Raw genomic sequence first — 12,955 nt, 5'->3', positions numbered from 1 at the left:
ACTCACAAGCACCCACACGAATTGCTTGATTCGATTTGTTAAAGAGCGTTTGGTTAAGAGCTTTTCGTCTCAACCGAGGCGCGCATTCTACGCTTTCCTCATTTACTGTCAAGCGTTTATTTTGAAGTTTTTGGCGAGAAACTCGTTTAGCTTCAAACACTTGACTCGCTGCGATCTCTCGTAGCGGGAGGCGAATCATACAGCGTTTAGAAGCGCTGTCAACCATCATCTCAACCACTGCCGATCAAGCGACCGAAGCACTCCTGACACTACCTGAATCGCTTAACTAATTGATTTTCAAGAAGTTTTGCGCTTCGACTACGTCAGAAGTGGGGCGCATTATAAGGGGATTCGAAACCGCGTCAACCCTTAATTTCAAGAAACTTTAATATCGCTGAAAAACAAAGCGGGGAGGCCTGACGGCCTCCCCGCTTTTCACCAAGACCACAGGCCCTTAAAGGACGCCGGCACTGCGTAGCCTTTGCACCTCACCGGCACCCAGCCCCAATACATCCTCCAGCACCACCTCGGTATGCTCACCCAGCAGCGGCGGCGCCCGACGGTACTCCACCGGCGTCTCCGACAGCCGTATCGGGCTCGCCACCTGCGGCACGCTTCCCGCCAAGGGATGCGGAATGTTCACCGCCAACCCGCGCGCCAGCACCTGCGGGTCCTGGAACATCTGCGCCAGGTCATTGATAGGCCCGCACGGCACCCCTGCAGCCTCCAGCTGGCTCACCCACTCCGCTGTGGTCTTGAACACCGTGGCCTGGCGAATCAGAGGAATCAACTCGGCCCGGTTGGCAACCCGCAGCTTGTTGGTAACGAAACGCGGGTCGTCCGCCCACTGCGGCTGCCCGGCCACCTCGGCGAACTTGCGGAACTGGCTGTCGTTGCCCACGGTAAGGATGAAGTCACCATCCGCTGTCGGAAAATCCTGATAAGGCACGATATTAGGGTGCGCATTACCCAGGCGACGAGGCGGGTTGCCCGTGGTCAGGTAGTTCATCGCCTGGTTCGCCAGACAGGCCACCTGCACATCGAGCAACGCCATGTCGATATGCTGGCCCCCCCCGGTCTGCTCGCGATGGGCGAGGGCAGCGAGGATCGCAACCGTGGAATACAACCCGGTAAGGATGTCGGTCAGCGCCACCCCTACCTTGACCGGCCCCGCACCTTCTTCACCTTCCGGGCGGCCGGTCAGGCTCATCAGCCCGCCCAACCCCTGGATCATGAAGTCATAACCCGCGCGCCTGGCATAAGGCCCGGTCTGGCCGAACCCGGTGATGGAACAATAGATAAGCCGCGGGTTGATCGCCTTCAGGCTCTGGTAGTCCAGGCCATAGGCAGCCAACCCACCAACCTTGAAGTTTTCGATGACGATATCGGACTTCGCCGCCAACTCACGTACCAGGCGCTGCCCCTCGGCCTGTGTGAAGTCGATGGTAACCGAGCGCTTGTTGCGGTTGGCCGATAGGTAATAGGCCGCCTCACTGGTGTTCTCACCCTCGGCATCCTTGAGGAAGGGCGGCCCCCACGAGCGGGTATCGTCACCACTGCCAGGGCGCTCGACCTTGATCACATCGGCGCCAAGGTCAGCGAGAATCTGGCCAGACCATGGGCCGGCCAACACGCGAGAAAGGTCCAGCACCCGCAGATGTGATAGCGCGCCCATGGGCTGGATCCTTATCAATAGAAGGCCTGGATGCCGGTCTGCGCACGCCCCAGGATCAGTGCATGCACATCGTGAGTACCTTCATAGGTGTTGACCACCTCCAGGTTGACCAGGTGACGAGCCACGCCGAACTCATCGGAAATGCCATTGCCACCCAGCATGTCACGCGCCATGCGGGCAATATCCAGTGCCTTGCCACAGGAGTTGCGCTTCATGATCGACGTGATCTCCACAGCAGCCGTGCCTTCGTCCTTCATCCGCCCCAGACGCAGGCAGCCCTGCAGCGCCAGGGTGATTTCAGTCTGCATGTCGGCCAGCTTCTTCTGGATCAGCTGGTTGGCAGCCAACGGGCGACCGAATTGCTGACGGTCGAGGGTGTACTGACGCGCGGTGTGCCAGCAGGCTTCCGCAGCGCCCAGCGCACCCCACGAGATGCCATAGCGGGCGGAGTTCAGGCAGGTGAAGGGGCCTTTGAGGCCGCGCACATCCGGGAAGATGTTTTCCTCCGGCACGAACACGTTGTCCATGACGATTTCGCCAGTGATCGAGGCGCGCAGGCCGACCTTGCCGTGAATCGCCGGCGCGCTGAGGCCTTGCCAACCCTTTTCCAGAACAAAGCCACGGATATCACCCGCATCGTCCTTGGCCCAGACCACGAATACATCGGCGATAGGGCTGTTGGTGATCCACATCTTGCTGCCGGTCAGGCGGTAGCCGCCGTCGACCTTCCGGGCACGGGTGATCATCGAACCCGGGTCGGAACCATGGTTGGGCTCGGTCAGGCCGAAGCAACCGATCCACTCGCCGCTGGCCAGTTTGGGCAGGTACTTCTGCTTTTGTGCCTCGGTACCGAACTCGTTGATTGGCACCATCACCAGCGACGACTGCACACTCATCATCGAGCGGTAACCCGAGTCGATGCGCTCTACCTCGCGAGCAATCAGGCCGTAGCACACGTAGTTCAGGCCACTGCCACCGTATTGCTCGGGAATGGTGGCGCCCAGCAACCCGACCTCACCCATTTCACGGAAGATTGCCGGGTCGGTCTGTTCATGACGGAAGGCCTCGAGCACACGCGGGGCCAGCTTGTCCTGGGCGAACTGATAAGCGCTGTCACGCACCATGCGCTCTTCTTCAGTGAGCTGCTGATCGAGCAGCAGCGGGTCGATCCAGTTGAAGCTTGCTTTACCGGCCATGAGCGAAATCCTCGAAATAGGGGGCAGTTTCTTGTGCCTTTGAGCCTAGGCCTGATCGGCCGCCGGGACAAACGAGGATTGCGCACCAATTAGTGATAATTTGTCACTTCGTAAATCGGCAAAACACCATATTTACAGCCTTACGAGTGAGGTTGACGTACATGCGCCGCAAGATCCCCAGTACCGCCGCCCTGGTTTGCTTCGAGGCGGCGGCGCGCAACGAGAGCTTTACCAAGGCCGCCCAGGAACTCGCCCTGACCCAGGGTGCCGTCTGTCGGCAGATAGGCGGCCTGGAAGCCTTCCTCAATGTGGAACTGTTCCGCCGCTCGCGCCGCGGCGTGAAGCTGACCGAAGCCGGCCTTTCCTACAGCCGCCAGGTGGCCGCCCAACTGGACGCGGTTGAGCGCGACACCTTGTCTGTAATGCGCCAGCAGGGCGCCAACGTGATCGAGCTGGCCGTGGTGCCCACCTTCGGCACCCAATGGCTGCTACCGCGGCTCAAGGACTTCCAGCAGCGCCACCCGGAGGTCACGGTCAACCTCACCAACCGCACCCGGCCATTCCTGTTTGCCGACACCACCTTCGATGCCGCTATCTACTTCGGCGATGCTGACTGGTCCGGCACCCAGTCGCACCGGCTGATGGGGGAAAACCCGGTACCGGTGTGCAGCCCGGCGCTGCTGGACGGGCAGGGCACACTCGACGCGCAGCGTATTGCCCAACTGCCACTGCTGCAGCAGAGCACGCGCCCCTATGCCTGGCGGCAATGGTTCGGCAGCGTCGGCATGAATGTGGAACGCGACATGACAGGCCCGCGCTATGAACTATTCTCGATGCTCGCCCAGGCGGCCATGCATGAGATGGGCATCGCCCTGATTCCACCGTTCCTGATCCAGCGCGAGTTGGAGGAGGGTAGGTTGGTGGTCGCTAACAGGCATGCCCTGAGTAGTGACAAGGCCTACTATCTGATGATTCCGGAGCGCAAGGTGGAGTCGGCTTCGCTGCGCGCCTTCCGTGACTGGCTGGTAAGCCAGGCCCAGACGTACACGGCCAAGACGTGAGCAAGCGCGATAAATTGACTCCGTAGTCAATTATTTTTAACACCTACAGATATATGTATTTGTCGCATCTACATAAACTGTTATGCAGGGTGCAAAAATCCGCTTTAACCCTGCTTACGGCGCGGCTTTGCGGGTTATTTTGCGACATTCACCGAGCCGTAAGCGAATTGACCGCAAAATTTTTGTTTTTTTCTCCTAATCTGCCAATAGCCCATGTTTGACAGGCTGCAGCCTGACCGTTGCGACATACGGTCACAGGGTGACTTGTAGTTTTGACTTCGTTTCGCTCCAGAACCGGTTGAAGGCCTCTGGCTTCGTCTGCAAAATGCTTCGCCCGCCCGGGATTCGGCGGGTCGGCGCTCCACAGCCGCCCCAGCGCACCATCCGAAGTACGCTGGCTTTTAAAAAGACAAAAGGTCACCGCAGGAGAAATAGTCGTGCACATTGGTGTTCCTCTCGAGACGCAGACCGGTGAGACAAGGGTCGCTGCGACCCCGGAAACCATCAAGAAACTGATTGGCCAGGGCCATCAGGTCACCGTCCAACGGGGGGCAGGGCTCAATGCCAGCATTCCGGACAGTGCCTATGAGGCCGTGGGTGCTTCCCTGGGGAGTGCAGCCGATGCCTACGGCGCCCAATTGGTGCTCAAAGTGGTCGCCCCCAACGACCAGGAACTGGCCCTGATCAACAGTGGCAGCCTCCTGGTGGGCATGCTCAACCCCTTCAACAGCGAGCTGATCGGCAAGATGGCCGAGCGCGGCATTACCGCGTTCGCCCTGGAAGCCGCGCCGCGCACCTCGCGGGCGCAGAGCCTGGACGTGCTGTCGTCGCAGGCCAACATCGCCGGTTACAAGGCGGTGTTGCTGGCTGCCCATCACTACCCACGCTTCATGCCCATGCTCATGACCGCCGCAGGTACCGTCAAGGCCGCGCGCGTACTGATCCTGGGCGCGGGCGTTGCCGGCCTGCAGGCCATTGCCACGGCCAAGCGCCTGGGCGCAGTGATCGAGGCGTCCGACGTACGCCCGGCCGTGAAGGAGCAGATCGAGTCGCTGGGCGCCAAGTTCATCGACGTACCCTACGAAACCGATGAAGAACGCGAGTGCGCCGAAGGTGTCGGCGGTTACGCCCGGCCTATGCCGGCCAGCTGGATGCAACGCCAGGCCCAGGCCGTGCACGAGCGCGCCAAGCAGGCGGATATCGTCATTACCACTGCGCTTATCCCGGGGCGCAAGGCGCCGACCCTGCTCAGCGCCGAAACCGTCGCGCAGATGAAGCCCGGCTCGGTGGTCATCGACCTCGCAGCAGCCCAAGGCGGCAACTGCCCACTGACTGTCGCCGACCAGGTGGTACAGGAGAACGGGGTGATCATCGTCGGCCCGACCAACCTGCCGGCCCAGGTGGGCGCCGATGCCTCGGCACTGTATGCACGCAACCTGCTGGACTTCATGAAGCTGCTGTTCGACAAGGACGGCGCGCTGGTCATCAACCTCGAAGACGACATCGTCGCGGCCTGCCTGATGTGCCGTGATGGTCAGGTCGTCCGCAAGAACGGCTAAGGAGCACGACAATGGAAGACATGCTGATTTCCCATGGCATCTACAACCTGATCATCTTCGTGCTGGCCATCTATGTGGGCTACCACGTGGTGTGGAACGTCACCCCGGCACTGCACACGCCGCTGATGGCCGTGACCAACGCCATCTCCGCGATCGTCATCGTCGGCGCCATGCTGGCCGCCGCCCTGACGGTGACCCCGGCCGGCAAGCTGATGGGCACCCTGGCGGTGGCCCTGGCCGCGGTCAACGTGTTCGGTGGCTTCCTGGTCACCCGTCGCATGCTTGAGATGTTCAAGAAGAAAACCAAGAACGAGGCGCAGAAGTAAGCATGAGCATGAATCTGGTAACGCTCCTCTACCTCGTCGCCTCGGTGTGCTTCATCCAGGCGCTCAAGGGCCTGTCGCACCCGACTACCTCGCGGCGCGGCAACCTGTTCGGCATGATCGGCATGGGTATCGCCATCGTCACTACGGTCGGCCTCATTTATAAGCTCGGGGCCGAGCTTGCTACCGCCGGCATCGGCTACGTCCTCGTTGGCCTGCTGGTCGGCGGCACCGCCGGTTCGATCATGGCCAAGCGCGTCGAGATGACCAAGATGCCGGAACTGGTCGCCTTCATGCACAGCATGATCGGCCTGGCTGCGGTGTTCATCGCCATCGCCGCGGTGCTGGAACCGCAATCGATGGGCATCGTTGCCGCCATGAGCGACCCGATCCCCACCGGCAACCGCCTGGAACTGTTCCTAGGCGCAGCCATCGGTGCCATTACCTTCTCCGGCTCGGTGATCGCCTTCGGCAAGCTGTCGGGCAAGTACAAGTTCCGCCTGTTCCAGGGCGCACCGGTACAGTTCGCCGGCCAGCACAAGCTGAACCTGATCCTCGGCCTGACCACCATTGCCCTGGGCCTGCTGTTCACCTTCACTGGCCACTACAGTGCCTTCACCCTGATGCTGGTCTTGGCCTTCATCATGGGCGTGCTGATCATTATTCCGATCGGGGGCGCCGACATGCCGGTGGTGGTGTCGATGCTCAACAGCTATTCGGGCTGGGCAGCGGCCGGTATCGGCTTCTCGCTGAACAACTCGATGCTGATCATCGCAGGCTCCCTGGTCGGCTCGTCCGGTGCCATCCTCTCGTACATCATGTGCAAGGCGATGAACCGTTCGTTCTTCAACGTCATCCTCGGTGGCTTCGGTGGTGATACCGATGCCGGCGCGGCGCAAGGCTCCAAAGAGCAGCGCCCGGTAAAGTCCGGCTCTGCCGACGATGCCACCTTCCTGCTCAGCAACGCCGACAGCGTGATCATCGTCCCGGGTTACGGCCTGGCGGTGGCTCGCGCCCAGCACGCGCTGAAGGAGTTGACCGAGAAGCTGAGCCACAACGGCGTGACCGTGAAGTACGCGATCCACCCGGTGGCGGGCCGTATGCCCGGGCACATGAACGTGCTGTTGGCCGAGGCCGAAGTGCCATACGACCAGGTGTTCGAGATGGAAGACATCAACGCCGAGTTCGGCCAGGCCGATGTGGTGCTGGTGCTGGGCGCCAACGACGTGGTCAACCCGGCGGCGAAGAACGATCCCAAGTCGCCGATCGCTGGCATGCCGATCCTCGAAGCGTTCAAGGCCAAGACCATCATCGTCAACAAGCGCTCCATGGCCAGCGGCTATGCCGGCCTGGATAACGAACTGTTCTATCTCGACAAGACCATGATGGTGTTCGGCGACGCCAAGAAGGTCATCGAAGACATGGTCAAGGCGGTGGAGTGACAACGGCCGCTGCAAACCAGCTGATATAAAGGAAGCCCCGGTCAGAATCTGCCGGGGCTTTTCTTTTATTGATCCGGATCAACGGCTCTATTCCAAGGCTTCTCATACGACCATGGTCGTGGGACGGCAAGGGGCGAAGTCTCTAGACTGCGCTGCAGTAGTTTCAGTAGCCCGAGATAACAATCCATGTACCGTGATCGTATCCGCTTGTCCTCCCTGCACAGCAAGGTAATGAGTGCGGCTGATGCCGCTGGTCTGATCGAGGACGGCATGACCGTCGGAATGAGCGGTTTCACCCGCGCCGGCGAAGCCAAGGCCGTACCACATGCACTGGCCGAACGTGCCAAGCAGTCGCCACTGAAAATCAGCCTGATGACCGGCGCCAGCCTGGGCAACGACCTGGACAAGCAACTGACCGAGGCCGGCGTGCTGGCTCGCCGCATGCCGTTCCAGGTCGACAGCACCCTGCGCAAGGCCATCAACGACGGCCAGGTGATGTTCATCGACCAGCACCTGTCGGAAACCGTCGAGCAGCTGCGCAACCAGCAGCTGAAGCTGCCGGACATCGCGGTCATCGAAGCCGTGGCCATCACCGAGCAGGGCCACATCGTGCCAACCACCTCGGTGGGCAACTCGGCCAGCTTCGCGATCTTCGCCAAGCAGGTAATTGTCGAGATCAACCTCTCGCACAACACCAACCTCGAAGGCCTGCACGACATCTATATCCCGACCTACCGCCCGACCCGCACGCCAATCCCGCTGGTCAAGGTCGACGACCGTATCGGCAGCACCGCCATCCCGATCGACCCGGCCAAGATCGTCGGCATCGTCATCAGCGACCAGCCAGACTCGCCGTCCACCGTATTGCCGCCGGATGACGAAACCCAGGGCATCGCCGACCACCTGATCAACTTCCTCAAGAAAGAAGTCGAAGCTGGCCGCATGACCAACAAGCTTGGCCCGCTGCAGGCCGGTATCGGCAGCATCGCCAACGCAGTGATGTGCGGCCTGATCGAGTCGCCGTTCGAAGACCTGACCATGTACTCCGAAGTACTGCAGGATTCGACCTTCGACCTGATCGACGCCGGCAAGCTGAGCTTCGCCTCGGGCAGCTCGATCACCTTGTCGACGCGCCGCAACGCCGACGTGTTCGGCAACCTGGAGCGTTACAAGGACAAGCTGGTTCTGCGCCCGCAAGAAATTTCCAACCACCCGGAAGTGGTCCGTCGCCTGGGCATCATCGGTATCAATACCGCGCTGGAGTTCGACATCTACGGCAACGTCAACTCCACCCATGTCTGCGGCACCAAGATGATGAACGGCATCGGCGGCTCGGGTGACTTCGCCCGTAACGCCCACCTTGCCGTGTTCGTCACCAAGTCGATTGCCAAGGGTGGCGCGATTTCCAGCGTGGTGCCGATGGTCAGCCATGTCGACCATACCGAGCACGACGTTGACATTCTGGTCACCGAGCAAGGCCTGGCCGACCTGCGTGGCCTGGCGCCACGTGAGCGCGCCCGGGCGATCATCGACAACTGTGTGCACCCGGACTACCGCGCAGCGCTGAACGACTACTTTGATCGCGCCTGCCAGCGTGGCGGCCACACCCCGCACATCCTGCGCGAAGCCCTGAGCTGGCATGAGAACCTGGAAGAAACCGGGCGCATGCTGGCTAGCTGATACAAATGAGGAATGGAACGGCGGCCCTGCTTCCGCTGTTCCGGCCTCTTCGCGGGCTTGCCCGCTCCCACAGGTCATGTGCAACCCTCAAGGGCAGCACTTTACCTTGTAGGAGCGGGCAAGCCCGCGAAGGGGCCATAACAGTCAAACCCTTTCATCGATACACTCCCGCCGCAATCTGCAACAGAATCTGTACTACTGTACTGGTGTTTTTGCGCCTTCCCGGCTGAAAAATCCTCTTCATCAAATCAAAGTGCACCAAATAAGGGCGGACCAGTACAGTTACGCCAGTTTCGAGTGCAACAGTAGGGTTACACAGTTAACTGGACCATCGTCTTTCAACCGAACTGTATCTACTGTTATGGACGACAGAGGAGGATCATTGGCATCAGTTAAATCACTACCTAATCCCGCCATAAGCGGAAGGATGAAACATCATGGAACGTACCCTCAGTTCCGGTCTGGTTTTTGAAAGCAACGCCCAACAATCCAACGCTTCGCTGCCGCTGCGCGCTCTGTCCACCTTGCTGCTGTGGCAGCGCCGCATGGCCAGCCGCCGTCAATTGGCTCGCCTGGACGCCCGCCTGCTGGCCGACGCCGGTATCAGCGAGTCGCAGCGTTACGAAGAGCTGAGCAAGCCTTTCTGGCGCTAAGCTCCGGCTTGCCGGCTTCGGCCGGCACCGCGAATTCCCGAAACCCGTTGCAGGTGACTGCGACGGGTTTTTTGTTTGCAGGCGGCATGGTAGAGCCTTTTGCAGGCGGACCTGTACAGTTTGTAAAATCATAAAACAAACCATAACAGTTTATTGGTGCGCTGTTCATTAACATCCAGAAACACCGGCGCGTGATACGCTTGGCGTAACAGTCTGGTAGAACGCACTGTTGAAAAAGTACCGCGACGAGCTGTGCGAGCGTCCGATAAAGCAGAACCACCCGACCCTAGTCCAGGAGTCCACGATCATGTCCCGTAAATACCTGATTGGCGCCGCCCTGATGCTGAGCCTGGCCGGCACCGCAAACGCCACCAGCTTCGTTGTCACCACCGATGCCGTCGTTGGCGCAGTGGCCGCGTCCACCGATGCCACTTCCGATATTTCCTCCTCGTTCCGTGACGACAAGATCGTCCAGGCCGCCCGTGACGACGCCGCCAGCTTCGTTGGCAGCCAGGGCGACATCCGCGGTGCCAAGCTGGAAAGCGCTTTCCTGCACATCCGCTCGCAGATGCCAGCCCTGCAGGCCAGCGACGCGCAACTGGCCCAGGCCATCCTTGCGCTCTGACCCCGGCTGATCCGTTCAGCTGTGCTGGTCACCACCAGCACAGCCGTACTCACCATTGCCGCCCACGTTTCCAGCTGTTGTAGAGCCCATGCGTTATCTGTTGCCGTTGCTGTTCTCCGTTGTTGGCATGGCCAGCGCCCATGCCATGGATACCACTACGCAAAGCCTGGTCATCACCGGCTATGTCACCAGCCAGGTCACCACCGCACCGTTCGACCGCAAACTGGTCCGCCAGGCCCAGGACGATGCCGCTGCCTTCGTCGCCAGCGACGGCCAGATCCGCGGTGCGCGGCTGGAGGCAGCACTGGAATCACTACGCCACAATTGCGCACGGCATACCGTCGGCGATCTGGAACTGGCGCAGGCAATTCTCGTCCAATAATTACATCTGACTCCCTGTATTTTTCGGAGATGCTCCATGCGTAAACCGCTGATTGCCGCTACCCTCGGCATGCTGCTGCTGGCCGACCTGGCCCAGGCACAGACCCTGGTGGCCACCAGCAATATCATCGTGCGGGCCTTTGGCCGTTCGATCGATTTCACCTCTGACACCACCACCTCGATCCGCGATTCCAAAGTGGTGCGCGAAGCCCATGACGACGCCGCCAGCTTTGTCGCCAGCAACGGTGACATCCGCGGCGCCCAGCTCGAGGCCGCCTTCAACACCCTGCGCGAGCGCGTGCCGCAAGCGCGCGACGCCAGCGACCAGGTACTGGCTGAAGCCATCCTCGCGCTGTGAACCGCGTGCGCGCCTGGCTGCTCGGCTGCGCCCTGACGCTGCTCGGCACGCCCGCCCTGGCCGACCTGCAGCTCGAGCTGCAGGCGTCCGGCCTTGACTCGCAGCAGGCCCAAGCCACTCAGGCTCTGCTCGACGAAGCCATGGGCAAGCTGCCCCCTCGCTTCAAGCAACAGCTGAACCGCCGGGTGCGGGTCAGCTGGCGCGACAACATGCAGGCCGACGCCTATGGCCAGGCATCGCTGGTATCTACCCTCGAACTCAATCGCCGCCTGCTGCCCAGCCTCACCGATGGCAGTGCTGCCACCGAGCGCACCAACCGCCCGCATGGCACGGTGCGAGAAGAACTGCTGGCCACCGTGCTGCACGAACTCACCCATATCTACGACCGTGCCCGGCTGTGGCCCAGCGCCGAGAACGCGCTGATCGCCCGTTGCAAGCGCCAGCAAGGTACGTTGGGCAAGGTCGGCCTGCCCGAAGCATGCCGTGGCCAGGCCGAGCGCCGCTTCACACTCAGCGACGACCCGCGCCTACTCGACCTGGCCGGCTGGCAGCAGTACGTGGGCCGACGCGGCGAGCGCGAGCAGCACAACGGCCAGTTCGTGCGCAGCCCCGACAGCTATGAACTGAGCAGCCCCAAGGAGTACATCGCGGTCAACATGGAGTACTTCCTCCTCGACCCGAGCTACGGCTGCCGCCGTCCGGCGCTGAACCAGTACCTGCGCGAACACTTCGGCTGGGCACCGCAGCAGGACAGCTGCGCCAAGGGCCTGCCGTTCATCAATGCCGGCAGCGACTTCGCCCGCCAACCGCTGGGCGAAATCGACCCCGAGCGGGTCTATGAGGTGGACTACCTGCTGGCCGAAGCCAACCAGAACCTGGTCAGCCGCTGGGGCCACAGCATGCTGCGCCTGGTGATCTGCAAGCCGGGCCGCCCACGCGGGCCGGACTGCCGCCTGGACCTCGACCAGAGCCTGGTGCTGTCGTACCGCGCCTTCGTCAACGATGTGCAGCTTTCCAGCTGGGACGGCCTGGTCGGTGCCTACCCCTCGCGCCTGTTCGTGCTGCCGCTGGGCCAGGTGATCGACGAGTACACCAAGACCGAACTGCGCAGCCTGGCCTCGGTGCCCTTGCGGCTCGACCGCGACGAGATCGAGAACCTGGTGCGTCAGGCCGCCGAAATGCACTGGAGCTACGATGGCAACTACTGGTTCCTGTCCAACAACTGCGCAGTAGAGTCGTTGAAGCTGCTGCGCAGCGGCACCGCCAACCCACGCCTGAACGACCTCGACAGCATCATGCCCAATGGCTTGCTGGCTGTGCTCAAGGGCAGGGGGCTCGCCGACACCAGCGTGCTCGACGACCCCCGCGAGGCGCTGCGCCTGGGTTATCGCTTCGACTCCTACCGCGACCGTTACCAGGCCATGTTCGAGGTGTTGAAGAAGCAGTTGCCAATCAAGCAGGACAAGGTCGAGGACTGGCTGGCCCTTGACGCCGAGCAACGGCGGGGCTGGTTCGCCCAGGCCGACCTGCGCACCAGCGCCGCCTTGCTGCTGCTTGAACAGGCCAGCTTGCGCCGGCAACTGCTGCTGGCCCAGGACGAGGTCAAGCAGCGCTACCTGAACGCCGCCGCGCTGAACGATGGCAGCGTCAGCAAGGCCGATGCGACCCTCAGGCAGATGCTCGCCAACAGTGGCTTCCTCAGCCGCCCGGCAGAGTTGCTCGACAGCAAGGGCTACGGGCTGCCGCAGCCGCAGGAGCGCAAGCACCTGGAGCAAGTCAGCAGCGAGCGGCAAGCGCAGTTGCTGCGCTTGAGCACGAGCCTGGACAAAGAGGTGAGGGCGCTGCTGGAGCCGTCGCGGGCCAGGGAGATTGCGGCGGTGGAAGCCAATGTGAAGCAGGTGGGCGAACATCTGCGGGCATTGCACAAGGCTGCAGGAGGCCTGCAGTTGTAAGTATGGCTGTACCGGCCCTATCGCCGGCAAGCCAGCTCCCACAAGACCAC

Annotated in this window: 13 protein-coding genes; 10 read left to right on the top strand and 3 right to left on the bottom strand. The window is 61.6% G+C overall.

What is annotated here, in order from left to right; genetic code table 11:
- The 3 genes from CAG44_RS29010 to CAG44_RS03225 form a co-directional block, all read right to left on the bottom strand.
- Nucleotides 1–229: hypothetical protein (locus tag CAG44_RS29010; protein WP_218191916.1), on the bottom strand; the 229-nt coding region annotated here is incomplete at its 3' end.
- A gap of 225 nt (nt 230–454) precedes the next feature.
- Nucleotides 455–1,675 (bottom strand): CaiB/BaiF CoA-transferase family protein, encoded by a 1,221-nt coding sequence (locus CAG44_RS03230; protein WP_085588962.1) that lies wholly within the window; start codon nt 1,673–1,675, stop codon nt 455–457.
- A 14-nt stretch (nt 1,676–1,689) separates the two neighbouring features.
- The gene (locus CAG44_RS03225) at nt 1,690–2,871 is read right to left on the bottom strand and encodes an acyl-CoA dehydrogenase (RefSeq protein WP_003252907.1); all 1,182 of its coding nucleotides are present in this window, start codon (nt 2,869–2,871) and stop codon (nt 1,690–1,692) included.
- 161 nt (nt 2,872–3,032) lie between these two features.
- Between CAG44_RS03225 and CAG44_RS03220 the strand changes: the two genes are divergently transcribed.
- From CAG44_RS03220 to CAG44_RS03175, 10 genes are all read left to right on the top strand, one after another.
- Nucleotides 3,033–3,932 (top strand): LysR family transcriptional regulator, encoded by a 900-nt coding sequence (locus tag CAG44_RS03220; protein WP_085691573.1) that lies wholly within the window; start codon nt 3,033–3,035, stop codon nt 3,930–3,932.
- A 437-nt stretch (nt 3,933–4,369) separates the two neighbouring features.
- Nucleotides 4,370–5,491 (top strand): Re/Si-specific NAD(P)(+) transhydrogenase subunit alpha, encoded by a 1,122-nt coding sequence (locus CAG44_RS03215; protein WP_015268506.1) that lies wholly within the window; start codon nt 4,370–4,372, stop codon nt 5,489–5,491.
- 11 nt (nt 5,492–5,502) lie between these two features.
- Entirely contained in the window at nt 5,503–5,817 is a 315-nt protein-coding gene (locus CAG44_RS03210; RefSeq protein ID WP_003256966.1) for an NAD(P) transhydrogenase subunit alpha, read from the top strand.
- Nucleotides 5,818–5,819: 2 nt separating this feature from the next.
- Nucleotides 5,820–7,256, top strand: coding sequence for an NAD(P)(+) transhydrogenase (Re/Si-specific) subunit beta (locus tag CAG44_RS03205; protein WP_015268505.1), 1,437 nt, complete (start codon nt 5,820–5,822; stop codon nt 7,254–7,256).
- Nucleotides 7,257–7,442: 186 nt separating this feature from the next.
- Complete coding sequence (locus CAG44_RS03200; RefSeq protein WP_013970344.1) at nt 7,443–8,936, top strand: acetyl-CoA hydrolase/transferase family protein; 1,494 nt, start codon at nt 7,443–7,445, stop codon at nt 8,934–8,936.
- A 437-nt stretch (nt 8,937–9,373) separates the two neighbouring features.
- Entirely contained in the window at nt 9,374–9,589 is a 216-nt protein-coding gene (locus CAG44_RS03195; RefSeq protein WP_003256968.1) for a DUF1127 domain-containing protein, read from the top strand.
- Nucleotides 9,590–9,896: 307 nt separating this feature from the next.
- Nucleotides 9,897–10,214: a DUF2388 domain-containing protein gene (locus CAG44_RS03190; protein WP_025337247.1), complete on the top strand. Its 318-nt coding sequence runs from the start codon at nt 9,897–9,899 to the stop codon at nt 10,212–10,214.
- 88 nt (nt 10,215–10,302) lie between these two features.
- Nucleotides 10,303–10,596 (top strand): DUF2388 domain-containing protein, encoded by a 294-nt coding sequence (locus CAG44_RS03185; protein ID WP_025337246.1) that lies wholly within the window; start codon nt 10,303–10,305, stop codon nt 10,594–10,596.
- Between the two features lie 36 nt (nt 10,597–10,632).
- Nucleotides 10,633–10,953: a DUF2388 domain-containing protein gene (locus CAG44_RS03180; protein ID WP_003256970.1), complete on the top strand. Its 321-nt coding sequence runs from the start codon at nt 10,633–10,635 to the stop codon at nt 10,951–10,953.
- A complete protein-coding gene (locus tag CAG44_RS03175) occupies nt 10,950–12,905 on the top strand; it encodes a DUF4105 domain-containing protein (protein WP_085691572.1) in 1,956 nt (651 codons plus the stop codon). The genes CAG44_RS03180 and CAG44_RS03175 overlap by 4 nt, the downstream gene beginning before the upstream one ends.
- The last annotated feature ends 50 nt before the right edge of the window (nt 12,906–12,955 follow it).

Source organism: Pseudomonas sp. B13(2017) (genome assembly GCF_002113245.1).
Taxonomy (GTDB): Bacteria; Pseudomonadota; Gammaproteobacteria; order Pseudomonadales; family Pseudomonadaceae; genus Aquipseudomonas; species Aquipseudomonas putida_Z.
The sequence above is the reverse complement of the archived record's forward strand: the minus strand, read 5'-3'. Positions and strand labels throughout refer to the sequence as shown.